Origin of the sequence: Streptomyces sp. NPDC001914, assembly GCF_042891215.1 — a bacterium.
Taxonomy (GTDB): Bacteria; Actinomycetota; Actinomycetes; order Streptomycetales; family Streptomycetaceae; genus Streptomyces.
In genome coordinates, this window is the sequence record NZ_JBIASW010000001.1 from 577,367 (window position 1) to 600,443 (window position 23,077).

Annotated in this window: 32 protein-coding genes; 2 read left to right on the top strand and 30 right to left on the bottom strand. The window is 69.8% G+C overall.

All coding sequences use genetic code 11. The features are described from left to right. Positions 1-80: 80 nt before the first annotated feature. The 20 genes from ACFYYF_RS02645 to ACFYYF_RS02740 all read right to left on the bottom strand — a co-directional run bounded on the left by ACFYYF_RS02645 (position 81) and on the right by ACFYYF_RS02740 (position 13,828). Positions 81-551 carry a phage tail assembly chaperone gene (locus tag ACFYYF_RS02645; RefSeq protein WP_388770581.1) on the bottom strand — a complete coding sequence of 157 codons (471 nt, stop codon included), beginning with the start codon at positions 549-551 and terminating at the stop codon, positions 81-83. 12 nt (positions 552-563) lie between these two features. Then, the gene (locus ACFYYF_RS02650) at positions 564-1,037 is read right to left on the bottom strand and encodes a hypothetical protein (RefSeq protein WP_388770583.1); all 474 of its coding nucleotides are present in this window, start codon (positions 1,035-1,037) and stop codon (positions 564-566) included. After that, positions 1,034-1,513 (bottom strand): hypothetical protein, encoded by a 480-nt coding sequence (locus ACFYYF_RS02655; protein ID WP_388770586.1) that lies wholly within the window; start codon positions 1,511-1,513, stop codon positions 1,034-1,036. The genes ACFYYF_RS02650 and ACFYYF_RS02655 overlap by 4 nt, the downstream gene beginning before the upstream one ends. 3 nt (positions 1,514-1,516) lie before the next feature. Then, positions 1,517-1,849, bottom strand: a complete 333-nt coding sequence (locus tag ACFYYF_RS02660; protein ID WP_388770589.1) for a hypothetical protein — start codon at positions 1,847-1,849, stop codon at positions 1,517-1,519. Then, the gene (locus ACFYYF_RS02665; protein WP_361684375.1) at positions 1,846-2,184 is read right to left on the bottom strand and encodes a hypothetical protein; all 339 of its coding nucleotides are present in this window, start codon (positions 2,182-2,184) and stop codon (positions 1,846-1,848) included. Before ACFYYF_RS02665 ends, ACFYYF_RS02660 begins: the two co-directional genes overlap by 4 nt. A gap of 108 nt (positions 2,185-2,292) precedes the next feature. After that, entirely contained in the window at positions 2,293-2,757 is a 465-nt protein-coding gene (locus ACFYYF_RS02670) for a hypothetical protein (protein ID WP_388770593.1), read from the bottom strand. Further along, positions 2,757-3,563 (bottom strand): phage head-tail connector protein, encoded by an 807-nt coding sequence (locus ACFYYF_RS02675; RefSeq protein WP_388770596.1) that lies wholly within the window; start codon positions 3,561-3,563, stop codon positions 2,757-2,759. The genes ACFYYF_RS02670 and ACFYYF_RS02675 overlap by 1 nt, the downstream gene beginning before the upstream one ends. Continuing rightward, positions 3,560-4,816, bottom strand: a complete 1,257-nt coding sequence (locus ACFYYF_RS02680) for a hypothetical protein (RefSeq protein WP_388770598.1) — start codon at positions 4,814-4,816, stop codon at positions 3,560-3,562. Before ACFYYF_RS02680 ends, ACFYYF_RS02675 begins: the two co-directional genes overlap by 4 nt. A gap of 28 nt (positions 4,817-4,844) precedes the next feature. After that, entirely contained in the window at positions 4,845-5,240 is a 396-nt protein-coding gene (locus tag ACFYYF_RS02685) for a hypothetical protein (protein ID WP_388770600.1), read from the bottom strand. Between the two features lie 105 nt (positions 5,241-5,345). Further along, entirely contained in the window at positions 5,346-5,711 is a 366-nt protein-coding gene (locus ACFYYF_RS02690) for a hypothetical protein (protein WP_388770603.1), read from the bottom strand. Further along, entirely contained in the window at positions 5,708-6,409 is a 702-nt protein-coding gene (locus tag ACFYYF_RS02695; RefSeq protein ID WP_388770606.1) for a hypothetical protein, read from the bottom strand. Before ACFYYF_RS02695 ends, ACFYYF_RS02690 begins: the two co-directional genes overlap by 4 nt. Further along, positions 6,406-6,906: a hypothetical protein gene (locus ACFYYF_RS02700; protein ID WP_388770609.1), complete on the bottom strand. Its 501-nt coding sequence runs from the start codon at positions 6,904-6,906 to the stop codon at positions 6,406-6,408. The genes ACFYYF_RS02695 and ACFYYF_RS02700 overlap by 4 nt, the downstream gene beginning before the upstream one ends. 52 nt (positions 6,907-6,958) lie before the next feature. Then, entirely contained in the window at positions 6,959-8,350 is a 1,392-nt protein-coding gene (locus ACFYYF_RS02705) for a phage major capsid protein (RefSeq protein WP_361684391.1), read from the bottom strand. Between the two features lie 150 nt (positions 8,351-8,500). Further along, positions 8,501-9,556, bottom strand: coding sequence for an HK97 family phage prohead protease (locus tag ACFYYF_RS02710; protein WP_388770612.1), 1,056 nt, complete (start codon positions 9,554-9,556; stop codon positions 8,501-8,503). Next, entirely contained in the window at positions 9,549-10,841 is a 1,293-nt protein-coding gene (locus ACFYYF_RS02715) for a phage portal protein (RefSeq protein ID WP_388771537.1), read from the bottom strand. The genes ACFYYF_RS02710 and ACFYYF_RS02715 overlap by 8 nt, the downstream gene beginning before the upstream one ends. A 34-nt stretch (positions 10,842-10,875) precedes the next feature. Then, positions 10,876-12,252 carry a hypothetical protein gene (locus ACFYYF_RS02720; RefSeq protein WP_388770614.1) on the bottom strand — a complete coding sequence of 459 codons (1,377 nt, stop codon included), beginning with the start codon at positions 12,250-12,252 and terminating at the stop codon, positions 10,876-10,878. 103 nt (positions 12,253-12,355) lie between these two features. Continuing rightward, on the bottom strand, positions 12,356-12,724 hold the full coding sequence (locus ACFYYF_RS02725; RefSeq protein ID WP_388770617.1) for a hypothetical protein: 369 nt from the start codon (positions 12,722-12,724) through the stop codon (positions 12,356-12,358). A gap of 243 nt (positions 12,725-12,967) precedes the next feature. Continuing rightward, positions 12,968-13,294, bottom strand: coding sequence for an HNH endonuclease (locus tag ACFYYF_RS02730; protein WP_388770619.1), 327 nt, complete (start codon positions 13,292-13,294; stop codon positions 12,968-12,970). A gap of 2 nt (positions 13,295-13,296) precedes the next feature. Next, positions 13,297-13,503 (bottom strand): hypothetical protein, encoded by a 207-nt coding sequence (locus tag ACFYYF_RS02735; RefSeq protein ID WP_388770621.1) that lies wholly within the window; start codon positions 13,501-13,503, stop codon positions 13,297-13,299. A gap of 88 nt (positions 13,504-13,591) precedes the next feature. Then, entirely contained in the window at positions 13,592-13,828 is a 237-nt protein-coding gene (locus ACFYYF_RS02740) for a hypothetical protein (protein ID WP_388770623.1), read from the bottom strand. A 400-nt stretch (positions 13,829-14,228) separates the two neighbouring features. Between ACFYYF_RS02740 and ACFYYF_RS02745 the strand changes: the two genes are divergently transcribed. Further along, a complete protein-coding gene (locus ACFYYF_RS02745) occupies positions 14,229-14,807 on the top strand; it encodes a hypothetical protein (RefSeq protein WP_388770626.1) in 579 nt (192 codons plus the stop codon). Between the two features lie 36 nt (positions 14,808-14,843). Here ACFYYF_RS02745 and ACFYYF_RS02750 read toward each other — a convergent pair whose 3' ends face one another. The 3 genes from ACFYYF_RS02750 to ACFYYF_RS02760 form a co-directional block, all read right to left on the bottom strand. Then, positions 14,844-15,554 carry a DUF4145 domain-containing protein gene (locus ACFYYF_RS02750; RefSeq protein ID WP_388770629.1) on the bottom strand — a complete coding sequence of 237 codons (711 nt, stop codon included), beginning with the start codon at positions 15,552-15,554 and terminating at the stop codon, positions 14,844-14,846. A gap of 130 nt (positions 15,555-15,684) precedes the next feature. Then, positions 15,685-16,308 (bottom strand): hypothetical protein, encoded by a 624-nt coding sequence (locus ACFYYF_RS02755; protein ID WP_388770631.1) that lies wholly within the window; start codon positions 16,306-16,308, stop codon positions 15,685-15,687. A gap of 128 nt (positions 16,309-16,436) precedes the next feature. Next, positions 16,437-17,374, bottom strand: a protein-coding gene (locus ACFYYF_RS02760) for an IS5 family transposase (RefSeq protein WP_388771539.1) whose coding sequence is annotated in 2 segments (ribosomal slippage) — positions 16,437-17,030 and positions 17,033-17,374 — 936 coding nt in all. Because the reading frame shifts where the segments join, the coding sequence is not laid out codon by codon here. A gap of 124 nt (positions 17,375-17,498) precedes the next feature. On the opposite strand from ACFYYF_RS02760, the gene ACFYYF_RS02765 reads away from it, so the two are divergent. Continuing rightward, the gene (locus ACFYYF_RS02765; protein ID WP_388771541.1) at positions 17,499-17,708 is read left to right on the top strand and encodes a DUF2283 domain-containing protein; all 210 of its coding nucleotides are present in this window, start codon (positions 17,499-17,501) and stop codon (positions 17,706-17,708) included. A gap of 95 nt (positions 17,709-17,803) precedes the next feature. On the opposite strand, the gene ACFYYF_RS02770 is transcribed toward ACFYYF_RS02765, so the two are convergent. The 7 genes from ACFYYF_RS02770 to ACFYYF_RS02800 form a co-directional block, all read right to left on the bottom strand. After that, on the bottom strand, positions 17,804-18,271 hold the full coding sequence (locus ACFYYF_RS02770; protein WP_388770634.1) for a hypothetical protein: 468 nt from the start codon (positions 18,269-18,271) through the stop codon (positions 17,804-17,806). Between the two features lie 469 nt (positions 18,272-18,740). Continuing rightward, on the bottom strand, positions 18,741-19,226 hold the full coding sequence (locus tag ACFYYF_RS02775) for a hypothetical protein (protein WP_388770636.1): 486 nt from the start codon (positions 19,224-19,226) through the stop codon (positions 18,741-18,743). A gap of 130 nt (positions 19,227-19,356) precedes the next feature. After that, on the bottom strand, positions 19,357-19,605 hold the full coding sequence (locus ACFYYF_RS02780) for a hypothetical protein (protein WP_388770639.1): 249 nt from the start codon (positions 19,603-19,605) through the stop codon (positions 19,357-19,359). Between the two features lie 71 nt (positions 19,606-19,676). Continuing rightward, a complete protein-coding gene (locus tag ACFYYF_RS02785; RefSeq protein WP_388770642.1) occupies positions 19,677-20,342 on the bottom strand; it encodes a hypothetical protein in 666 nt (221 codons plus the stop codon). Next, positions 20,339-20,728, bottom strand: a complete 390-nt coding sequence (locus ACFYYF_RS02790; protein WP_388770645.1) for a hypothetical protein — start codon at positions 20,726-20,728, stop codon at positions 20,339-20,341. Before ACFYYF_RS02790 ends, ACFYYF_RS02785 begins: the two co-directional genes overlap by 4 nt. 11 nt (positions 20,729-20,739) lie before the next feature. Beyond that, the gene (locus tag ACFYYF_RS02795; protein ID WP_388770647.1) at positions 20,740-21,384 is read right to left on the bottom strand and encodes a hypothetical protein; all 645 of its coding nucleotides are present in this window, start codon (positions 21,382-21,384) and stop codon (positions 20,740-20,742) included. After that, on the bottom strand, positions 21,381-23,021 hold the full coding sequence (locus ACFYYF_RS02800; RefSeq protein WP_388770650.1) for a hypothetical protein: 1,641 nt from the start codon (positions 23,019-23,021) through the stop codon (positions 21,381-21,383). Before ACFYYF_RS02800 ends, ACFYYF_RS02795 begins: the two co-directional genes overlap by 4 nt. Between the last annotated feature and the right edge of the window lie 56 nt (positions 23,022-23,077).

A 23,077-nucleotide genomic window follows, 5' to 3' on the forward strand; every position in this document is an offset into this window, starting at 1 on the left:
GTGCGACGGCGGCTACGGCTTCTCGTTGAGTGCGGCTTCTTCGTCCTCCGCCTCAAGGGCGTAGAAGATCTCCCACTCCGCTAGCTCGCGGGCGCTGATACTTCGGAGGAGCTCGGCTCGGGTTCGGCCGAGGGCTCGGGCGAGGAGGAACTGGAATCGCCGTCCCGATCCGGCGTCTCGGAGTTTCCCTCCATCTCCTCCTGGTCCTCGTCGCTGAGGCCGGAGAGGGAGGAGGCGACCTCGAAGAGGCGGTCGAGGACCTTGCCGTTCTTCATGCCGAGCAGACCGGCGTCGCGGTCGGTGAAGACACGGTTGCCGGCCTCGTCGACGATGCACTTCACCAGGAGGGTCGCGCGGGCGTTGTCCTGGACGAAGACGACCTCCTGCTCCTTGGTGCCCGCGTTGCGGATCTGGCGGCGGCTCGCCTGGTAGGCGTCCAGTTCCTCGCCGGTCAGGCCGCGGAGGATGATGTCGCCGCCCCACTCGGGGACGGGCACGGTCTCGGTCTGGACGTCCGAGGCCTCGAGGATCGAGTCGCGGGAGAGTGCCATGTGCTGGTGCTCCTAGCTGATGTCTTTGGTGATGCCGTCGAGGACGCGGTTGACGGCCCGCCGGGAGGCGGGACCCGCGACGCGGACGGTCTTGTAGAAGTAGGGCTCGCGCTTCTGGGTGACCCAGTTCTCGCGGTTGCCGAAGACCGGGTGCCGCCAGCGCTTCTTGCCCTCGACCATGGCGGGCAGGGACTTCATGTGGGCGGGCATCTTCCGCCCGTCCACACGGATCGCGACGCCGGCCTGTTTGCCGGTGGTCTTCACCTCCAGGCGCGTGGCCCGGGCCAGGTTGCCGCGCAGCCCGTCCGCGCTGTAGCCGCGGCTGGACGGGATCTCACGGATCGCCGCCTGGACCTTCGGCACGAGCGGACGGGCAGCCGCGCGGAGTTCTTTGCGGAACCGCTTGGTGATCTCCTTGTTGTCCATCTGCCGGAGCTCCCGGCTGACGCGCCGAAGGTCACCGCTGTCCTGGAGGCGGATGCTCACGGGATGGTGACGTTCTCGGCCGGGATGCGGGTGATGGCGTACTGGAACGTCATGCCGGCCGGGTTCTCGACGTCGCGGCTCTTCGGGACGGACGTGACCTTGACCGGGAAGACGTCCATCTTCTGGCCGGTGACGTCGCCCTCCGCGAAGGCCACGATGTAGCCAGCGGTGTCACGCGGCATGAGCGTGCGGGCGTCGGACGAGGTCGACGACGCGTACATCGTGATGCTGGAGTCGTCCGCGGTGATGCGGCCCGGGATCTTCGACACGAACCGGGAGCCGAGGTCGGGGGTGTCCTGCTGGTCCGACGACGTGGCGAAGCCGCTGACGGCCGAGATTTCGCCGGTGAGGTCGGTGCCGGCGTTGAGCTCGCCGCGGGTCGGGGACAGGTAGTTGGAGATCGTGGCGACCCAGTAGTAGCGGGTCGTGCCCGGCGGGATGTACCGGGAGGTTGCGGCGATCGGCGTGGCCACCATGGGTCAGCTCTCCTCTTCCTGGGGGGCCTTGGCGCGCCGCGCCGGCCGCTTCTTGGGTTCCGCCGGCTCCGTGTCGTCCGGCTCGTCTGCTGCGGCCTCGACCGGCGTCTCGTCGTCGGCCTGGTCCGGCCCGTCCTGGTCCTGGGCGGAGGTGGTCTGTTCTGCCTCAGCGGCGTCGCGCGCGGCGGCCGCCGCGAGGGCCGTACGCTCGTCGAGCTCCTCCTGCGGGACCTGCTGCCAGCCCGCAGAGGTGTAGTGCGGCATGGCGTCGCGCGGGACCTCGATCTCCTGCGTCGGCGGCAGGGTGGGGTGCCGCATGACGATCGTGTCGCTCACGGGACCCTCACCACCGCGGCCGTGACGCCGCTGGTCACGCTGTAGTTGATGGTGGCGAGGCCGGTCGTCGGGTCGGCATACAGGCTCGGCAGGAGCGGGATCACGCCGATGCCGGTGTTGGCCGCGATGCTGAATGTCGAGTCGGCGATGGCGAGCCGGCCGTCGACCTGGCCCGGCGTCACCAGGGTGACGACGCAGGCTGCGGCGTTGGTGTTCTTGACGTAGAGGAACGTCCCGCCGCCGCATGCGGCTGTGTCGCCGTTCGCGACGGCCACGGGAAGGGCGGCGATGTCGAGCCCGACGTTGGGCACGACCTGGGTGACGAGCGCAGTCATGGCACTCCTGTTCTCATTGACGGCCCTGCGGGCAGGCGGGATGGTCCCCGGGCACGGGGTGGGCGCAGTGGTGGTTCGTGGACGTGCCAGCAGGCGCGCCGCCGCTGATCAGCCGCGTGTGTAGCTGTCGCAGGAGACGTTGAAGACGACGACGGCCTGTGCACCCTTGTCGCTCTGGTCCTGGGTGAGCGAGTGGCTGTCGACCATGGCGCGCATCACCGTGCGGTTCAGCGTCCGGTCGGCGGCGACTGCGGCCGCGGCCAGGCCGAAGATCTCGTACGCCCGCCGCCGGGCTGCCGGGAGGTCGGTGCCGCCCCGAAGACATGCAGCCGCGCATCGGATCGTGAAGGTCTCCCGGTCCGGACTGCCGGCCAGCCCTTCTCCGACTGCCTGCGCGTCGACGTCGTTCTCTTCGGTGCCCGTGTAGCCGACGGATAGGAGGTCGGTGACCCGTGCCTGGGACACGGACGCCCCGTCTCGGACGGTCGCATCCTGTCCGGCGAGCGCCGCGGTGAAGACGGCGACCAGGGCGTCGATGGCGTCCGGGACGCGTGTCTGCCACTGGGCGGTCATCAGGCCACCCCCGGGAGTGGAGCGTCGAGTAGTTCAAGTGCGCGCCGCGGGACGGCGTAGGACCGGCCGGGCACGTACGCCTCGTCGTTGTCGCCGAGTTGGACGCCCATCGTGCCGCGCTGCGTCTCCCACAGATGCCCGATGATGATCTTGCCGGCGAGGCGGTAGTCATCCGGGATGACAGACATTCCGGCCTGGGACGTGATGTCCACACTGCCAGTGAGCCGGGCGCCCGAGACGACCGTCACGAGCCCGGTCTCACCGTCGACTTGAAGGTCGGCCACGTTCCACGTTGTGGCCCCGTCGGCCGACACCACAGAGGTGATCGACTGCACCGGCACGTTCCGCAGCATGACCTGCGTAGTCGGCCCGCGCAGATCGAACCGGTCGACGAGTGTGCGCCGTACGACCTTCCTGCCGAGTGCGCGCTCCACTGCCCGAGTCGCCGCGGCGATGAAGCCGCGGAGCTCGTCGTCGTCACTGGTCTCATCCGGCCGCATGTTGAGGTGGGTTCGCGCCTCGGCGAGGGAGACGATGCTGTCCGGGGCCGCCGGCTGAACGTCGAAGACGTCCGCGTACGCCGTCGTCGGACCGGAGGTGACGAGCCGCCAGACGTGTCTGCCAGCCTGGGCGGTCACGTAGTCGACGCGGATCTGCCCGGTGGTCGTCGGTGCGGGAACGGCGGGGCCGACCGTGGTCCCGTCCGGCAGGATGATCGTGAGGGTCGCGTCGGCCGGGTTCGTGGGAGTGCCGGATGCGTCGGCGACGTCGACGGCCACCTGATAGACGGCTCCGAGGTCGATCACTGGGCTCCTCCCTTCGCTGTCGGGACGGCTGGCGGTCCGTGTTGCGCCCGCGGTCCTGCTGGTTCGCCACGCCGTGCCCCGGGTTGGGTACCTGCTGCTCGCCGGGCGCTGCCGCGGACGATCGCTCCGGAGACCTGACCGGAGGCCTGGAGGCCCGCCGTGACGGCGAGGCTGCCTCCGGACGCGGTGCCGAGCGTTCCAGCCGCCACCAGGGCGGCCGTGCCAGTGAGCGATGCGTCGAGGCGGCGTCCGGCAGAGCCCGCGGCGGTGAGGGCGGCGGTCGCGGTGAGGGCGGCGTCGCCGTTGCCGTTGGTGACCACCACGCCGTCAGCGGTGAGAGCCGCCGACACGGCCAGCGCGGCTGCCCCCGACGTCCCTCGTACGCCGTCGGCCGTGAGTCCGGCCGTGACCGTCAGGCTGGCGGCTCCGGCGGTGGCCCGTTCGCCGTCGGCGGTCAGGCCGGCAGTTGCTGTGAGGGCGGCGCCCCCTGCCGTCCCGCGGACAGCGTCGGCGGTGAGTCCGGCTGTGGCGGTCAGGCCGGTGTCGCCGGAGGTTGCTCGCTGGCCGCTCGCGGTCAGTCCCGCCGTGGCCGCCAGTGTGGAATCGCCCGCCGTGGAGCGCTGGCCAGAGGCGGTCAAGCCTGCGGTCGCGGTGAGCGCCGAGGCACCTGAGGTGCCGCGCGAGCCGCTGGCGGAGAGAGATGCCGTGGCTGCGAGTGCGGCGTCGCCGGTGGCGCCGGAGGTGACGTCTGCTGCGGTGAAGTCGTCGAAGCGGAGGGCTGATGTTGATTCGGCCCTGAGTCCGGCGCTGGTGCCGGTGGTCACGGCGGTGTCGGTTACCGAGACGCGCTGGACACCGTTGACGAAGCCCTTGATCGTCGAGCCGACGGCTTGGACCTTCACGACGTCGCCCGCGGCGGCTGCTGCAGCGTAGGAGCCGATCGAAGTGAAACTGCCGCCGACGACCGAGAAGAGGGTCCAGCCGGAGCCGTCGTTCCTGAAGAGATAGCCGCTGGTAAAGCCCGTATTACCGCGGCACCAGACACCGTGCGAGACAGCTGCGGTGGCGGCGATCGTGACCTGCGCCGAGTTGTCGTTCGTGGCCATCGCGGTCGCGGCACGGATGACAATCGTGCCGCCTGCGGTCCCCGACGAGAGCTGATTGGAGACGATGGTCCACAGGCCAGTCCCGTCGACCCAGTTTGCCCCGGGAGCACCGTTGGACCGGTTGAAGTCGTCCGTGAAAGTCGTCAACTCGGCCTCCGGCTCGGGCCGCTGGGCCCTATGCCGCCTGTGGCGACAGGCTGATGCCCAGGGTCTTCAGCAGGAAGGTGTCCGCGGCCGCCCAGGCCTTCGACGAGGTCAGGGCGATCGAGAACTCGAAGGTTCCGCCGCTGCTCGCGGTCCACACCGAGATGTGGGTGATCGTCTCGGACGTGCCTCCGTTCGTCCACGGCCCGACGTCGGCGCTGAGCGCGAGCGCGGAGCCGCCGGATGACGCGCTGAGAGTGGCTGCAATACGGGTGCTGGACCCGGCCGACACGGCAGTCGTTCCGGCGGCGCCCGGGCTCGCGGTGTGCAGCTGCACGTACGTGGCGACCGGCCCGAAGGCGGCACCGGCCGTGCGCAGCGTGTTGAGCAGGTTGCTGACGAGTGTCGAGCTCAGGCCGTCAGCCATCGGTCACCTCCTCGTCATCGAGCGCGTCGCTCTCCGGTTCCTCGACTGCTGGGATGACCTCGCCGGAGGCCTCCAGCGTCACGACGAACACGTTCTCCGCCACGGCTACTTGTCCTCCGTCTGCGGCTTCTCGGCGGCCGCGGCCGCCTTCTTCGCCGGTGCCGCTGCTGTCTTCTTGACCGGGGCGGCTGTGGTCTTCTTCGCGGCGGCCGGCTTGGTGTCCGCGGTCGGGGCCTGCGGCTTGGGTTCGACCGCGGCCTCGGGCGGCGGCGCCACCGCGGTGGTCTCCGGCGCCGGGCCGGCTTCTGTCGTCTCCGACGGCTCGTCGTCCGCCAGGGCGTTGACGTCGTAGCCGTACTGGCTGAGCAGCGTCTCCGCCACGTGCTCCGCGAGCTCCGTCCGCCTGGCGCGGACGTGCCCTTCGTACTCGTCGATCATGGCCCGCTTGTAGCGGTCGTCGATGGCCTTCACAGCCTGCTCACCTGCTCAATCTCCGGGAGTTGGGCGTAGTACTGGTCCTTGGCGGCCCGACGCATCGCGGGCCGTTGTCGGGTGCGGTGTTCGAGGCGGACGTCCCAGAGCGGTTCAGCGAGCTCGGCCTGGTGGACGCTGTCGTTGCCGACGAGCACGCGGGTGCCGCCGTCCGGCCGAGGCACGGTGACGACGTAGTGGGCCTGCTGGATGCGGATGCCGGGCAAGGCCCGGAAGAGGACCCGGATCGGGAACTGGCTGTCCTGGCCGTCGTCGATGCCGCGCTCCCACATCGTGACCTCGGCGACGTCACGGTCTGATTTCGTGAGCAACGCGCGGGTGTCGGGCGGGACCGTGGTGAACACCTCGTCGGCGTCCACCCGCAGCAGCCAGTCGGTGCCAGGCTCGGCGATCGTCATGGCGAGGTCGAACATGAAGCTGCGCTTCTCGACCTCGTTGCCCCACCAGGGCTGGCGCGGGACGTGGATGGTGCAGCCGATCCCGGCACCGGCCGCTGTGCGGGCGATGGTGTCGGCCTGCTCAGAGCCGGACGCCGGTTTCCGGATAGCCCCGGGGAAGCGTGCATAGGGGCCGTCGACGGCGACCAGGTGGTCGCAGATCTGGGCGAGGCCGGCGACGCACTCGGCGAGCCACGAGGCGGGCTCCTCGTACCAGGACAGCAGCCCGATGATCCTCACGCGTGGATCCCCAGCCAGGCGCCCCGCGGGTTCTTCAGGAAGGTGCCGGGCTGGCCGGTCTGGGCGCACGCGAAGCCGATCTGGGCGTGCACGGTCGAAGGCTGGTGCCCGTTGCCCGTGTCGTGGACGAGGACGACCGAGCCCGGCCGCCCGTGCTCGCCCCATAGCGCGATCTCGGCGAAGCGGTAGTCGACGTCGCTGTCGAGGATCACGAAGTCGGCCTTGGCCATCTGGTCGGCGTTCGGCGTCACCAGGTCCGGGTGAGCAGGCTCGCGCCGCCAGTCCGGATTCGACTCGAAGCCGAGGAACTGGCAGGAGCTGAGGTCGAGGTGGCTGGTGATGCGGCCGATCCCGACGCCGGTCTCCAGCACGGTCTCCGGCTGGAGCATGCGCTGGAGCAGCCCGGCGAACCGGCAGACGTCCTGCTCGGGGGACCATGCGTCCCACGACAGCCAGCCCTGTTCGGCATGCCGCGTGAACTGCTGCTCGTCGTGCATGTGGCTCCTGTCCTGAGAGGGGCCGGGCGCGAGGCCCGGCCCCAGGGGCGGATCAGAACGACGGGGCGACCAGACCCGTGCCGCCGATCTCGACCACGGACGCCGGGTAGCGGGCGGCCGTGAACGCGAGGTAGCCGTAGATCTGGAGGCGGACCGTGAGGTTGCCGGAGCCGACCTCGGGCAGGACCCGGGACCGGATGCCCGACTCGTACAGGAGGATGTCGCTGGCCCGAATGACGTGGACGACGTCCTCGTTGGTGCCGGCGCCGAGGTTGGTCGGCATGGACGGGTCGGTGATGACGGGCAGGCCGTGCATCTGTCCGACGACCTGCTGCGAGCCCACGACACCGAGGGTCGCGACGGCGTTCTGCGGGTTCCCGGCGTCCGGGACGACCAGCGGGCGGCCGTTGGAGTCCGAGGCGGCGAGCAGCGACGCCCACCGGCGCGGGTGCATGACGATCGCGGTCGGCGCCATGAAGCGCAGGGTGTGGACCCGCTGCACGGCGTCCGCGATCTTCGAGTACAGCTTCGCGACGGTGGGCGTCGCGTCGGTGTACGTGATGGTGGTGATGCCGGAGGTGGCGCGGACACCGGTGACCTGGCCGGAGGAGCCGGAGCCGGAGATGACCTGAAGGTCGGTCTTCGTGGCGTAGTCGGCCACCAGGTCCCGGAAGATGACCTCGTCGAAGGAGACGGGGCTCTGGTCGAGGAGCTGGATGGCGACGTCCTGCTGACCGGCGATCGTGCGGACCGGCGCGTTGATGAACGTGTCGGTGGCGTCGGTCTCGGAGACCGCGCCGTTGTCCGCCGTCTGGATCGCCGTGGTCGTACCGGTGGCGACCTTCGGGATGTTGATCGAGTCGGTGCCGCCGGGCAGCGGCTGGTTGTTCACGACGTTCGCGTACGCCCGGCCGGCTCGGGCCAGCTCGATGTACTGGTCCATCAGCCACACCGGCGGGACGAAGTAGCCGCCGTTGCCGTCCGTGCGGAGAAGGTCGCGGTACTCGGGGTCGGTCGCGACGTCCTGGGCGTGCCGGACCAGCCGCTCGCGGGCGCCGCCGTCGGCGTCCATGTTGAGCTGGAGGCGGGCGAGGTCCTGAAGGTAGGAGCGCCCGTTGCCCTTCTCGTAGGTGCGGGACTCCGTGACGCTGGAGACGCGGGCCTTCGCGCGCTTGACCGCGGCGGCGCCGGCCGTGACCGTGGCGTCGCGCTCGGCCTCGGCGGACAGCTCGGCGATCCGCTCGTCGAGCTGCGACAGCTGGTCGTCGAAGGATGCGATCTGTCCGGTCAGCTCCCGGAACTCGGCGTCCTCCTCGGGGAGCAGATCCTCGCGCGCCTCTTCCTCGGCAAGGTCGGTGATGGCCTTGCGCTTGGCGAGGGTGTCGGAGCGCTGCTGCGCGATCTGCTCGCGGCGGGCAACAAGCCGCCGGAATCGCTCATCCATGAGCGTGCCTTTCTGGCGATACGGATCATGACGGCGGCCAGTGCCAGGCCGAGATGAGCCGTCGGTGCGCCAGTGCCAGGCGGTCGACAGCGCCGTGCCCTGTGCCAGGTCACGGGTGGTGCGGGCGCAGTGCGCCAGGGATGCGTCGGGTCAGGACCCGGCGTCTTCGAGGTGCCGGCGCAGGTGCCGCTCCACGGCGGCCTTCTGGTCGGCGGTCAGGTCGGCTCCGGGGAGCAGCGACAGGGCGTGCCGGACGGCCGGCAGTGATGCCGGGGATCCGATGTGGGGGTCGTGGTGGGGGAACCGGTACGACGCCGCGTCGTCGGGGGCGCCGGCCGGGTCGACGTGCGCGTGCACGTACCGCAGCAGCACGGGACTGCCGGTGGCGCCGTCGGCTGCCGCCCGCCGGTCGATGGCCTCGGCGGAGGTCGGCGTCGAGTGGACGGGGATCTGGTCCGCGAGACGGACCACGACCGAGCCTTCCGCGATGGCGCGCGCCTCGGCGAGCGTCATCGTCCCCGAGGAGCGCTTCGGCTCCGCCGGGCGCATCTGCCGGTGCAGGGCGGCCACGTTGTCGCGGGCCCGGGCCAGCCGTGCCAGGTCGATGCCGTCCGAGCGGAGCTCGGCGAGCGCGGCCGCCGGGTCGAGGCCCGCCAGGTACTCCAGGGCCTCGCTCGCGCTGTTGAGCTGCACGGAAGTGGCCGGGTTGGCGCCGAAGTTGACGACGGAGACGTCGCCCTTGTGGAGGCTCACCTCCAGGAGGCGACGCTCGGTGTAGTCCTCGTTCCACTCGTCGTCCTTGACGCGGAACCCGAAGCTCATCTCGTCCATGTCCTTGCGGCGCATCTTCGGGACGAGGCTCTGGACGTCCGGGTCGGACGGGTCGAGGCCGGCTTCGACGTGCAGGCCGGTCGAGTCCGCGGCGAGCTTCAGCGTCCCGGACTTGGTGCGGGCGAGCGGCATGCCAGCGTGGTTGATCAGCAGGTGGGTGTCGGCCCGCGCGGCAAGGGTCGTGTCGAAGGCCTTCCGGTCGACGACCTCGGTCCAGCCGTACGGCGGGCCTCCGTACACCTCGTACGGGGCCTCGAAGACGCTCGCGTAGCCGGTGAGGAGGAGCTGCCCGCCTCCCAGTTCGCGGAGCTCGAACTGCCCGGAGGCGATGCCGCGGCGTTCCGGGGAGTCCCGGAGCTGGAGCCGGTCAACCATGGTCTCTCCCCTGTGTCTTGACGAGGCGCAGCCCGCCGTCGTGTGGCGGCCTCTCGCCGCGGATCTGCGGTACGTGGACGGCGGCGCCCGCCTGGATGGGGAGCGGCGTGTAGTCCTGGCCTCGGCCGTCGGGCAGCGGCGGCTCGTCCTCGCGGGCGCGCAGCTCGTCGAGGTTGTTCAGGCCGATCAGGCGGGACTTCTCGTACACCGAGTGCCGGGTGAGGATGTCCACGCGGATCAGGGCGTCGGCGTTGAACTTGATGTACTGGCCGCGCGGGAGCTGTGCGCTGAGGTGGTTCTCCAGCTTCACCAGGTAGGGCAGGAGGGCGTCGGTGATGAACTCGATCTGCCGCTGCTCCGGGGAGCTGTAGGTGTAGGAGCCGCCGGTCTCGCCGCCGATCTTCTCGGGCGGGATGCCGTAGACGGCGGCGATCTGTGTGGCCGTGAGGCGCTGCGTCTCGCAGAACTGCGCCTCGGCCACGCTGATCGTGATCGGCGCGTACTCCCAGTCCTTGCCGTACACGATGGGTTCGCGGGAGCGGATCGCGTCGACCAGGCGCCGCTTGATGACGGTGGCGTCCGCCTGATTGACCGTCTGGGCGGTGTTGCGGAAGTGCCCGGGCGGCTGCCCGCCGTTGCGGAAGTAGTCGTCGACGAACTTCTGCGCGGCCAGGCCCGTGGACACGGTGACCGCGTACGCGGCGAGCGGCGACAGCCCCCACACGCGGCCCGGCATCGTCATCCAGGGGATGTGCACGATGTCCTCGGCCGGGATCTCCACGCCGCAGTACGTCCACACCGGGTCCGTGAAGCTGCCGCGCTCGCCGAGCGGCATCTGGTCCTGGACGTACACCAGCGCCGGGTTCAGCCACTCGATCCGGGTCGGGTACTCCAGCCAGTCCGTCTCCATCACGAGCCCGACGGCGTTGCCCCGGTAGACGAGCGACGTCATCGCCCGCCCAATCCAGTCGTCGATCGTCCCCTGTGCAGACGGCGACCTGAACAGCCCGGCGAGCGGCAGCTTCCTCGTGGCGTCGCCGATTCGCCGGTACTGCTGGATCGGCAGCGACGACACCGACGAGGACAGCAGCCGGCCGGCCGCGAACACCGGGGTGAGACCGAGCGCCCCGTATTCGGACGCCGCGGCCGGGGACGCGATGTCGTTGGTGGGCCACGAGACGTTGCCCGGGCCGATGCTGCGCCGCTCGGCCGTGGTCGCGCCGCGCGTCCAGCCCCAGCGGCGGAAGGGGTTTACGCACGTCGGACCCCTTCCGGTCGGATACAGCGCCCCGGCGGGGCGCCTGGGTACGGCGGACGGGTCAGAAGATCGACGCGGTGACGTCGTAGTCGGCGGCCGCCAGGAGGTGCGACCGGGAGTCGTAGCTCCAGCGAGCGAGAGTCATGGCGACGAGCGGCGTGATGTCCACGTCCGACTTGGTCGGCGTCCACGCGATCGTGTCGCCGGACGTCTTGGTCTTGGCGCCGGCGACGGCGACGTCCAGGTGCCGGGACGGGGCGACGCGGAACTGCTGCTCGCGCACTCCCTCGAGGACCTGGCCGGTGGCGGCCGCCATGTCGATCGCGCCGGTCACCGCGAGGTCGCCGGTCTCTGGCTCCTCCGGGTCCTCGGGAACCTTGAATCCGGCGTCGTCCAGGGCGGTCTTGAGGAAGGCGAAGGTGCCGCGGCCCATGGCGATGGCGATGGGCTCCAGCGCGTCGCGCAGCTCGATCAGCCGGGGCAGAACCCACTTCGTGCCGGACCGGTAGTCGGCGATCTGGACGTGGCCCATGCCGTCGGCGCGCAGCCCGTACACGCAGATCGAGGCCGCGTCGCGGAGCGGGCTGATGTCCAGTCCGAGCGCGAGGCCGGCTTCCCGGTCGCGCTGCGAGTGCTCGTCGAGCATCGCCGCCCACTTCGCCGGGTCGATGACCGTGGAGCCCTCGGCGCGCTTGGGCCAGATCCCGAGGATCTCGCGGCCGAAGCCCTCGTCCGACATTCCGCGCCGGTCCCGGGCCGTGGCCTCTTCGGTGACGCGGTAGCCCCAGGCCGGGTTGGTGGACTGCCACAGGGCCGGGTCGTCGAGGTTGATCTCCGCGAGGGTCTTCGCCTCCAGGTCCCCGCCGAGACCCCAGTCCCGGTATCCCAGCGAGGCATCCCCTCCTGCTTCGGCTCGCTGGCGCAGTGCATACATCACGTCGCCGCTGGCACCGTTCAGGGGCGGCGTCGAGGTGTAGATGATCTGCGGGTTCGGGACGGCCCGCATCGTCGGCATGAGAGCTTCGTTCTGCTCCCACGTGTACGCGAAGGACTCGTCGATGATGTTCGTGTGCCCGGTGAAGCCGCGGCCGCTGCCCTTGCTCCGGGCGATGAACTTCAACTCGGCGTTCGTGTCGAGCCGCTCGAAGCCTTCCTCACCGTTGGTGTTAATGACCTTGATGAGGATGCCGTCGACTTCGAGCAGGTTCTCGTTGGCGCCGACCTGCTTGCCGAGCCTCTTGAACAGCGCCTTCATGCGCCGGAACGCCCGGATCGCGGTCTTGTACTCGTGCGCCGACCACATGATCAGCTGCTCGCCCAGGAGCAGGAACCCGGCCAACGCCCTGATCTCCAGGATGGCGCCCTTGCCGTTCTGGCGGGGCACCCACTCGGCGAACTCGAAGCACGCCCATTTCCCGTCGGGGCGGACGGACATCATCAGGTCGAGGCTGTCGGCCTGCCACGGGTCTGCTTCGAGGCCGGCACGCTTCGCCAGGAGACAAGCCTCGGGCCCGAGCGTGTACGCCGACGGCGGGGCGAGCTCAACTCTCGGCCTGCTTGCGAGCGATCCTGGCGGTGAGGTCAGCAACGCCCGCACCTCCCGCCGGATCCACTGAGGCCGGGGACGAGCCGTACTGGCCCTGCCGGATCTCCGCCAAGAGGGCCTTGAGGGCCGCCGATTGCTGCCGGGACTCCCCCAACAGTGCCGAAATATCAGCGAATTGCGCCAAATCTGGGTTGACTTCCCTTGACGTGGCGCGCAGTATGGAGTCGAGCACTTCGAGCCGGTCGGCGAACCGACAAGCCTCCTCCAGCAGCACCAGATGCGCCGGAGTCAGAGACCAGACCGCCAGGGATTCCCGCCACATCCGGCGGCCCCGATCACCGAGACCGGCAGGCTCATCTTTCACTCGAAAACCCCTCCCACCATGATCCTTTGGCCTGCCCAAAAATCGCGGGGGGAGAGGGAGGGTCAGGTGGGGGCGGGGTCAGTCACTGCTTGATCAAAAAAACGGATTAAATCCGACATTCCGACATTCCCGCAGGTCAGGGGCTTGCAATCCAGGCTCCGCCCGGCGTGATCCGGCGACCTGGAACCCGGGTGGATCATGTCCGGACCCTCGATCACACCAGACCGAGGGCATATCCGCAGGTCAGAGCGCCGAGGCGTTGACCGTGAAGCTTGGGCGCGGCCGCTTCGCGGCCCTGACCTGGTTGTTCCGGGCGGTGTTGCAGCGCCGGTGAGCGAGGCGGCAGTTCGCCCGGTCGAGGGGGTCTCCCCCGAGCCAGAGGGGATGGACGTGGTCGACGGTGCGGGCCATGGGGTGGGTCGTGCCGGGCAGGGACTGGTCCACCCATCGATGACAGATCCAGCAGTGGGTCTCCTCCACGTAGACCTGCGCCTGGAGGCGGTGCCACGGCCGGCCGCTGCGGGCCTGCCTGGTCCTGCGCTGGATGTCCTGCTCGCTGAGCTCGGCCATGGTCAGTGGACGGGGCGCACCCGGTGGCGCCAGATGCGGTTGCCGAGCTGCCACCAGGTGGACTCTCGGCGGCCTAGGCCAGGCACGTCGTACTGGGTGCGGTATCGGCGCAGCATGGGCCCTCCAGGTACGACGAAGCCCGGCACGGAGGCCGGGCTGGGGTGGATGGTGAGGGTGTCGAGGGTCTGTCGGTGAGACCTGCGGGACACCGGTGCCAACGTCTCACAGAATGAGCGCGCGGCGATCTTCTGTCAAGGACTGTAGGAACCTGTCCCGCACAGTACGTACGGGCATCGGTCAGCGGACGGTGCTGGTGTCCGCTGACCGCCCTGCCTGGCGCAGGACTCCCGCGATGTCGGCCAGGTCCCACAGTGCGAGGGCCTGGCCGCGGTTGGGGTTGGGGCGGGAACTAGCCGGGGTAATGCCGCGTCGGCGTGCCCAGTCGCGGAACCGCTTGGGGCTCAACCCCATCGAATAGGCCGCCATGTCGGTAGTGATCAGAGGTCGATCGTCCTTGCCGATTGAGGTGTTCACAAGGACAGTGTGCAGCGGCCAGCGTCCCCCGTTCCGTCGTCAATGCCGACGGCGACTGCTCTCAATGGAGGCCGACATGGCATGCACCGACACGGGGTCGTCTGGCGGCGGCTTCGACACCCCGTCGCCCACTCGTTCCTGTCGCGCCGCTCGCACTCGCTCCGCCATGACCGCTCGCTCTCGGCGGACCCGCTCCTGGAGCTTCTCGGCTTGCCTGGCGGCTCTGGCGGCTTTCGTGAGCTTCTTCCTCGCCATGCACCAATCCTGTTATTAGGACTGCCTGTTGCCTAGACCCCGGTAGCGGTGCAGTCGCCAGCCACTCCCTCCCAGGCTAGTAGTTCGCGTGCGACACGCTCAATTCTGCATACCTGGGTACGAGTTGAGGGTGCACACTGTCGCCGTGGTTGATCCGATCAGTGTTGGCGCTTCGTCGCTGGCCAAGGCGGCGAGCAACGCCGTAACGAAGCAGCTCCAGTCCAAGGCAGGCGTACGCCTGGGTAGCAGAGATGAGCGCCGCCAGGTCTATGCCCGGTTCCAGGCGGCAGTCACCGAGGCCTACACGACCATGGCCGCCACGCGCTTGGAAGCGCAGCTCTACGCGATGCGCGTGGGTCCGAGGCGGTGGACGGTGACGTTCAGGCCTGGCCTAGCGACACGCGCGACCCGGCAAGCGCTGCACGCTCTACGGGCGCAGCAGAGCGAGGTACTCCAGGCATACATGGACGTCCGCCTGGTGGCCAATCCGGCACCGCTGGAGGCCGCCGATCTGGTGCTCGATCAGTTGAACGCAGTCTTCGATCTCGACCTGACCGTGTCGAACGACGACATGACGAACGCGGTGAGCCGGGTCGTGGAGGCACAGCGGGCCTTCATCGACGTAGCCCGCGACGATCTGCTGTACCTGCCGAAGCGCTGGCAGTTCTACCGGGCGGGGTGGTGGACGGCGCGGCGCTGGCGCAAGCGCCAACCGAGGAGATGAACGGGCCTCCTCGGCCGGCGACCGCGGGCGCGGTGGCTACGCCGGAGCTCCTGAAGGCGCCGGCGGCAGCGTTTGAGCGGGGACAGCCGCTCCCTGCTTGCGCTCGTCGTGGCGCTGCTTCAAGCGCTGCAACTTTGCTGGGCGCTGGAAGACCTCGTCCAGGAATGCATCCATGAACTCCAGGATGGCCTCGGCGTCGTCCTGTGAGATCGGCTCATCTCCGATGTCACCATGGGCAATACCATTTCCGTCGCGTCGAATCTGGTGGCTTGCTTCCGCTGTGAGTGCACTGATGCTGCCACTATCGCGCAGAGCGTCGATCTTCCCTGCGATGCCGCTTTCCTTGATGCCCTTGGCCTTGGCCGTGGCTTCAATGACTGCCCGAGCCAATGCGACGGCGCCGCGGGCGGCACCAACGCTGAGGCACGCGTGGGCCTCGCTGGCCGTGTCGGCGATCTCCTCTGGCATATCGAGGAATTCCGGTCGGCGAATGCGCCGCGGTTCCCATTCCAGGGAAGGCGCCAGAGGCAATTGAATCTTCGCTGTGGCCACACTGGACACTTGGTAGAGAACTGACCAGCCAACGGAGATCCGATGGCATTGCTCGCTGGAACAGCGGAAGGCCGCCATCCACACCGGCTGATCTACAATCTGCCGAGGCCAAGCGGCCATGGGCAGCATTCGGGGTTCCAAGACCATGGACATGTGCGTGCGGTCACCGCACCAGCCGCAGATTGTGCTTGCCATGGCGCAGACGATACGCGCAGCTCACAGCCGCCGTGTTGGATTTTGCTTGTCGTCTGCGACGCTCCGCCCAGCGAGGGTTGGCAGGAGACTCGTGCGCCGAGAGCACAGCGGAGTACGGCAGGCGCCGCGCCTAGTTGATCGTTCCGGTCCAGTGGGGGTCGTCGGCGAGCATGTCGGCCTGGTCGTCCATGCGCGTCATGGTGATGACGATCTTCGTGCCGTTGGACTTGCTGAGGGAGCTCTCGCTGGTGAAGGTGCCGGTCTGTCCCGGGGCGATGCGGCCCGTCATCGAGTGGGAGCCCTTCTCGACGGTGAGCATCGTGACCTCGCCGCCGTTCGTGGCGCCCTGCTCGGACTCGGACCACTGGTCCACGTCGAGAGGCTTCTTGGTGCCGTTGGTGATGGACCAGGAGACGCGGTAGCCCGTCTGGTCGGCGTCCGGCCGGTCGTCCCACTCGCCGAAGGCGGTCAGCCGGCGGATGCTGGTCACGGTGATCTTGGCGCCGTCGTTGTAGACGAACGTGTCCCCCACCGCGAGCTCCGTGTCCGGCTGCTTCTCGGACGGCGAGAGGCTGCCGCATTGATCGATCCAGTCGGACTGCGAGAGGTTCGAGTCGGGTCCGCAGTCCGCGGACTTGGACGCCGCGGCGCTGCCAGCCCGCTCGGCTTTGCCCTGCTGATGGTCCGCGGCATCGCAGGCCGTCAGGGTGCCGGCGCAGATGACGATGGCGATGAGTGCGGCTCTGGTGCGCATGGTCCCCCCCCAAGAACGGTCTGAGCGCGCAATTGTGGCGCGCATGTGACTTGGGGTGGATGCTCTATGCACTCTTCGTATCTGAGATGTGACACGTGACGCCGCTCAACTAGGTTCCGTCCGGTCGATCATGTGCGGAGCCAGATGACGAGGGCGGCTGCGGTGACAGTACCGAGGTAGACGTGTCCGCGCTTGTCGTATCGGGTGGCGACGGCTCGGGCGTGCTTGAGCTTGTTGATGGCCCGTTCGACGGTGTTGCGCTTCTTGTACCGCTCCTCGTCGAAGCTCGATGGCCGTCCGCCGCGTGAGCCTTTGCGCAGGCGGGCGGCCCGGCTGTCGGCCTTCTCCGGGATCGTGTGCCGGATGCCGCGTCTGCGCAGGTAGGCACGGCACGGTCCGTTGCTGTACGCCTTGTCGGCAGCCAGACTCTCGGGCGTCTTGCGGGGCCTGCCCAAACCGGCCCGTGGGACGCGGATCTTCTCCAGCACGGACTCGAACTGCGTGCAGTCGGCCCGCTGCCCCGCGGTGACGAGCAGGGACAGCGGGCGGCAGCGGCCGTCCGCGCTCAGGTGGATCTTGGTGGTGAACCCGCCGCGCGAGCGGCCGAGCCCCTCGCCTCCTGCACCACCTCCGCCAGGCGGGCGAGGAGACTCTGCCACGGCGTTTCGTCCTGGTGTTCTCCTGACCCGGCCCCCTTTGGCGCGAGGGCCGGCGGTGGATCGGTGCGGGCGCCAGCCGCGTGCTGGTGGGCCCGGACAATGGTGGAGTCCACCGAGACGTCCCAGTCGATGTCGCCGGCCGCGTCCGCCTCGGCCTGGACCCGCTGGAGCAGGCGCTCCCAGGTACCGTCGGCCGACCAGAGGCGGTGGCGCTCGTAGACGGTCTTCCACGGTCCGAACCGTTCGGGCAGGTCACGCCAGTGCACCCCGGTCCGCACCCGGTGCAGAATCCCGTCGATCACCTGCCGGTGGTCCCGCCACCGGCCACAACGCCTGTTGCTGACCGGCAGGACCGGCCGCAGCCGCTCCCACTCGGCATCCGTGAGACTCCCCGCCCCATCCCCGATTCAACGACCAGATCGGGCGATAGTCACATGCTCGACGGGGCGGAACCTGGAGCCTGTCCCAGCGATCTTGTGGCCGATAGCCTAGCTGGGCATCTGGTGCGATCGAGAGACGGGGATGAAGAGGATGCGGGTTACGTACGACGCCAAGGCAGGCATGGCCTACATCTACTTGGTCGATGCCGTTGCTCCTGGTGAAGCAGTACGGCAAGCGATCGCTGGCGATGACATGGCTGCGGTGCTCGACTTCGACGCGAACGGCCGGTTGTTGGGCGTTGAGCTCTCTACAAGGCGGTTGCACCCCAACCTCCTGGAAATCGCCGAGCAAATCGGGTGAGCCTTGCCTCTGGCTCCGCTCATGATCGCCAGGACAAGCTCTAGGTCCGCTCCATGCGGCAGGGGACATGGAGGTGAACCCGCCCACGCCGGGACCTAGGTACCAACGTTCGACCCGTCATCCTCGTAGGCCTTCCGTGCGGCCTCGATGAAGGCATCCAGGGGAGCCACCAGAGCGACGGCCGCCGCGAGGTCCTCGCTACGCTCGCTCGGCACCCACCCACCTGCATGGCGCAGCAGTCCAATCGTCGCTTGCACGAATCCGGCTGCGCGTGCGGCCACGGCAGCGGGTCCGACGACCGCGACGGACGCTCCCAGCTTCCCGAGCTCTTGGACTGCTGGAAGAATCCGGCCCTTCCACTCATCGCTGTCACGGCATGTGGTGCCCGCCAGTTCCTGAATGCGATGGGCCTGCGCGATGAACTCCGAGTAGGCAAGCTGGCGAGGCTCACGGAGCTCTGTGCGGAGGTCGAAGCGCCGCTGTTGGTCGGCTTGATGGCTCTGGGCCTCCAACTGCTCTCGGGCCATCCGGTGGGTCCACCGGTTGCTGACAAGCGCGGTCACCGAGGTAAGCGTGCCGCCAACCAGCGCCCCGACGATTCCGGCAGTTCCAGAGTCCACTTGTCTCCCCCGCTCCGTCGCCGCCTCATCCAGTGCGGTCTCGTTCCTGTGGCCACGCGTTCTGCTCGCCCGGGCACATCCAGGTCGTCTCGCTGTTCCGTCACCACCAGCCGTTGCGGCTCCTCCAGATCGGTGTGGGCTGCCCTGTCGTCCGCCGGCGCGCCAGAACACCGAGGATGTAGAACGGCTTGAGCAGCCACCAGCACAGCCAGCCCTCAAATACGAGACACCACCAGACCAGGAGGAGAGGGGCTGTGACGCACCCGCGTCCCCCGCCCCGCCGGCGCCGTGATCCGCCCGTCAGGGGAATGCTGCCGCCGATCGAGAACGGGCCGGGGAGTGGGATTCTCCAGCGCAGCCTCACGGTGCGTCCTTTCGAGGTGCCGCGGCGGGCCGAGGCGGTGATGACCGGTCAGGTCAGTTCGTCGGTCTGGAGGGCGAAGCTGAGTGTCGTCGAGCCGAGGGTGATGTTGACGATGCCCCAGCAATCGGAGTTCGGATCATCGGCTGCTGGGTCGGCCTCGCACTCGTTCTCCTCGTACTCGCGCTGCGCGGCACGCATCTGGGCAATCTGCTTGGTGCTCTTGGGGTACTCGGCTGCACCTCCGCGGGCGTCGATGTCGTCTTCCAGGTCATCGACAACGGCCATGATGGCCCCGAGGTCGGTGGCGCAGGTCGTGCTGCTGGGCGTCTGGCATTCGGACACCGAGTCGTCCGAGACAGCGTCGAACTTGTCGGAGTAGTAGTCGGCCAGCTTCTTCGGTGACGGATGAGCGGTCGACGCCGCGGCGGCAGGTCTCCGGGAAGTCCCTTTGGAGTCTTCACTGTCGTTGGAGCAGCCTGCGGCCGCGCCGATGAGCAGACAGACGGCAGCAAGCGCGGTGATGGTGCGGTGCATGGTTCTCCCCTGGCTTACGTGGGCTGGATGTTACGGAGCTAATGGGCGAGGTCGCATGGTTTTGGCTTCATGTCCCCCTGCTGAGCTAGGTGTTGGCCTGGACGGATCTCAAGGAGGTCGGCCGGCAGGCTCAGTGCCCCCAGCAGTTCGCCAGAAGCAGCGCGAGAAGAAAGAGCAGAGCCCACAGCGAGCCTGTCGGCAGGATGCCGTCGCCGCGGGCGTCCGCGTGCACGCTGCGTACCCCGTCCCCCGCTTCCGGGCGGAGCCCGCCATGCGCCGCCCGCCGGTGCTCGACGAGCTCGTCCTCGGCGTCAGCGCGACGCTCGCGCTGATCCGGCGACGCGGCCCCGCACTGGCGGCACCAGTACTCGTGCGGCATGGGAATTCCTCCGGAAGAGCAGGGGTAGATCGACTGTCTCCCGGGCGGGAGACAGCGGGTAGACGTGCAGGTCAGACGGGCGGAGACGGCGTGGGAGACGGGGCCGTCTCCGAGAGCGGGGGCAGGGCGTCGAGGTCGACGCGGAGCACCCCGCGGGTGGGCACCTTCCCCACCTTCACCTTGGGCTGGACGGGGATGCCGAGGGCCTCCAGATGCACCCTCAACTCGGCGACCGTGCGGCCCTCCCACTGGCCGTGCTTCTGGAGGTAGGCGAGGACGGTCCGCAGGTGCACTCCGCGGGCCTCCCCGATGAGGTCCAGGAGGAGCCGCCGGACGGCCTCCGGTTCCCCGTCGGGCGAGGCCTCCGGAGCGGGTGCCAGCGCGGGCTTCCGGCGGCGTGCGTCGAAGGCCTCGACGGCCTCCGCTGCGCGCACCAGGTAGTCGCGCGGGATGAACGCGGCCACCGAGAGCGCCCAGGCCACCGGGACAGCGACGGCGACCCAGCCGCCGTAGAAGGCGACCGCCCACACACTGACGACGTGCACGCCCCAGGCGGGCCCGGTGCCGAGCCGGGCCGCGATCCACTCCCCGGGGCCGAGGAGCCCGGCGAGGAGCGGGTGCCGTTCGTCGGCCGACGCTTCGGCTTCCTCGAGTTCGGTGTCTGCCGCCTCCGGCAGTTCCTCGGCCTTCTCGGGCTCGGTCTCCTGGTTGCGTTTGCGCAGGCTGAAGTAGGTCACGAGACGTTCACCCCGAGGTTGGCGACCGCGTCGGACACGTACGACCACGAGCCGCCGGCGCCAGCGGCGACGTACCAGAACACGATGCCCAGCAAGCCGACTTGGCGGGTGTTGAGCTTCTTGAAGAGGATCACGATGGCCAGGCCGAACGCGAGGGCCGGCATGGTCAAGCCGGGGACGACTCCCCGAGCGGTGGAGATCAGGCTGCCGACGAAGTCGGGGACGATCCGGAACGGACCCCCGGCCGCCTTGTACGCGGAGCCGGCGAGCATCGACAGGATGAGCGTGGGCCACCAGCCCAGGGCGCGGAGCTGACCGCCGCCGGGGATGCCGACGATGAGCAGGACGGTGAGGACGAAGGCCAGGCCGACCGGGCCGAGGTTCACTGCGGAAGTCCTTACGGGGAGGGCGTGCCGTAGAGCAGCACGCCGACGACGACGGATGAGGCGGGTACGGCGGCGAGCCAGGCCACGGGGAACCAGCGGCGGCGGGACTGGCGGTAGAGCAGGAAGGCGGCGGCCGCGGTGCCGTACCAGAGCGCGGCCTGCATGGTGCCGAGCCCGGTGGCCGCGATCCACGCGGTGACGTAGGTGACCCAGCTGACGAGGCCGGCGGTCCAGCCGAGGTAGGCCGCTGACGCGTGGTAGGCCAGCCACTTCAGCCGGTACGGGATCCGGTCGTACGCCTCGGCCAGGGACTGGCGGGGCGAGGGCGGGCGGCTGTCCCATGCGGTGCGCGCCTGACCGGGCCTGCGGCGGCCGGCCTTCTTGCCCTTCTTCTGCTTCGGCTTCGCGGTCCTCGGCTTCTTCGCGGTCTTGGGTTTCGGTTTCTCAGCGGCCGCCGGGACCGGGGCTGGTTCCGGAGCAGGTGGCGGAGCCTCCGCGGCCGCCGGTGGCGGGCTGTTGAGGATGTCGTCGAGCCAGTCCTGTGGCCGCTCCACGGGCTTCGGCGGGAGCGCGGCGGGCCCGACGCCGCGCTGGCGGAGGATGCCGCGCACGCGCAGCTCGTCCGCGCCGGGTTCGCTGCTCGCGCGGCGGCTCATGTCTGCCTCCCGTCGAGCGCCGCGCGGATCGCCGTGGCCTTCGGCTGGCCGACGCCGAGCTCCTTCTTCAGGGTCTGGATGCCGGCCGGGCGGCCGTGCTTGCCGCGGTGCGCGGCGTCCACGGCGCGGGCTCGGGCGAGTAGGGCAGGTACGTCGTCCGCGCCTCCCGTACCTGCCGGCCGGGGTACGGGTACGGGTACGGGCCCGCGCGGCTCGCCAGGTACGGGCTCCGGGGTACGGGTACGGCCCGCGGTCTCGGCCTCGCGCCGGGCGTACCGCGCGCCGTCGGCGAGCTCGTCCAGGCGGGCGGCTCCGCCGCCGCCGATCCCCCGGGGTACGTCGGGTACACGGGCGTGTACCTCGGGCCGGGTACGGCGGGTACGGGTATGGGTGGCAGGTACGGCGCACGCGAACTCGCGGCGTACCTCGGGTTCGGTGGTCACGTCGAGGTGCATGCCGGTGACGCCGTACCCGTACTCGATGGTGTCGGGTACGGGTACCTGCGGCGGGTCGGGTACGGGCGCGGCGGCAGGTACGGCCTCCGGCTCCGGCTCACCCGGAGGCGCGGCCGGGGGGCCCGGCTGCTCCGGCTCGGAGTCCTCGGGTACGGCAGGTACGGGCGGGCAGGTACGGGTACGGGTACGGACCGCGATCAGCACTTGGGTCGGCGAGACGGGTACGCCGTACTCGGTGCACACCGACGCGAGTTCGGCGTGGGTCAGGTCGGGCTGCGCGGCCCGTACCTGGAGTACGGCGTCGAGCGGGTCCATGGAGCGGAGTTCGGCGCCGGTCACCCCGAGCGGGGTACGCGGGTACGGGTCGGGTACGGGCTCGGGTACCCATGGCGAGGTGACAGGTACGGTCGCCAGGTCCATCGCGGTGCGCCGGGCGGCGACCTGCTGCAGCAGGGTGTGGCGGCGGTCGCCGTTGGTCGCGGCCCCGGAACGGGCGACGCTGGACTTGAGCGCCGCCCGGGCCCACCAGCCGCGGTGCCGGCGGGCGGCCAGGCGTACGGCGCGCGCCGTGGCCCGGTCGCGGCTGATCTCGACCGCGGTCCGGCCGCGGGCGGCGAGGCCGAGGTACGACAGCAGCCGTTCGCGGAGCTCGTGGCCGATCTGCGCGGGCAGCCCGGAGGACAGCGCCTCGGGCCGGGCGACACGGATCTCCAGCCCCATGGCCAGGTGCCAGAGCAGCGCGGCCATGACCGGGCCGAACACGGCGCGGACCAGGCCCCCGACGAGGCCGGACTCGGTGAACGCGGGCACGATCTGTACGCCGGCGATGCACCAGACCATGACGCCGGGGACACCCGGCGTGCCCGCCTGGTGCTCGTCGGCGGTGGCCAGCTTGTTCGCTCGCGCCATGACGGCGCACACGATGAGGACGATGTCGCCGGCCGCGAACAGCCACAGCCGCTCATCGACCGCCATGTGCAGGCGGTGGTCGGCGAAGCGCCAGGACGTGTCGGCGGAGAAGCCGGTGCAGACGAGGGCGCCGATGCCCGCGGCGAGCACGGTGCCGCTGGCGCGGTGGGCGATGTATCCGGCGAGGGTGGCGAGGAGTAGGACAAGGACGCCCGCGATCAGGACGGCGGGCCCGTGGGCGGCCGTCCAGGCGATGGGCTGGTCCGTGAACACGGTGAGCTCCAGACGGGAGAGGCCGCCCCCGCGGATGAAGGTGGCGGGGGCGGCGT

Coding starts and splice junctions, on each gene's coding strand:
- ACFYYF_RS02645 (WP_388770581.1), bottom strand. CDS start 551: ATGGCACTCTCCCGCGACTCGATCCTCGAGGCCTCGGACGTCCAGACC.
- ACFYYF_RS02655 (WP_388770586.1), bottom strand. CDS start 1,513: ATGGTGGCCACGCCGATCGCCGCAACCTCCCGGTACATCCCGCCGGGC.
- ACFYYF_RS02665 (WP_361684375.1), bottom strand. CDS start 2,184: ATGACTGCGCTCGTCACCCAGGTCGTGCCCAACGTCGGGCTCGACATC.
- ACFYYF_RS02670 (WP_388770593.1), bottom strand. CDS start 2,757: ATGACCGCCCAGTGGCAGACACGCGTCCCGGACGCCATCGACGCCCTG.
- ACFYYF_RS02685 (WP_388770600.1), bottom strand. CDS start 5,240: ATGGCTGACGGCCTGAGCTCGACACTCGTCAGCAACCTGCTCAACACG.
- ACFYYF_RS02700 (WP_388770609.1), bottom strand. CDS start 6,906: ATGCACGACGAGCAGCAGTTCACGCGGCATGCCGAACAGGGCTGGCTG.
- ACFYYF_RS02705 (WP_361684391.1), bottom strand. CDS start 8,350: ATGGATGAGCGATTCCGGCGGCTTGTTGCCCGCCGCGAGCAGATCGCG.
- ACFYYF_RS02710 (WP_388770612.1), bottom strand. CDS start 9,556: ATGGTTGACCGGCTCCAGCTCCGGGACTCCCCGGAACGCCGCGGCATC.
- ACFYYF_RS02720 (WP_388770614.1), bottom strand. CDS start 12,252: ATGATGTCCGTCCGCCCCGACGGGAAATGGGCGTGCTTCGAGTTCGCC.
- ACFYYF_RS02730 (WP_388770619.1), bottom strand. CDS start 13,294: ATGGCCGAGCTCAGCGAGCAGGACATCCAGCGCAGGACCAGGCAGGCC.
- ACFYYF_RS02750 (WP_388770629.1), bottom strand. CDS start 15,554: ATGGCAAGCACAATCTGCGGCTGGTGCGGTGACCGCACGCACATGTCC.
- ACFYYF_RS02755 (WP_388770631.1), bottom strand. CDS start 16,308: ATGCGCACCAGAGCCGCACTCATCGCCATCGTCATCTGCGCCGGCACC.
- ACFYYF_RS02765 (WP_388771541.1), top strand. CDS start 17,499: ATGCGGGTTACGTACGACGCCAAGGCAGGCATGGCCTACATCTACTTG.
- ACFYYF_RS02775 (WP_388770636.1), bottom strand. CDS start 19,226: ATGCACCGCACCATCACCGCGCTTGCTGCCGTCTGTCTGCTCATCGGC.
- ACFYYF_RS02780 (WP_388770639.1), bottom strand. CDS start 19,605: ATGCCGCACGAGTACTGGTGCCGCCAGTGCGGGGCCGCGTCGCCGGAT.
- ACFYYF_RS02795 (WP_388770647.1), bottom strand. CDS start 21,384: ATGAGCCGCCGCGCGAGCAGCGAACCCGGCGCGGACGAGCTGCGCGTG.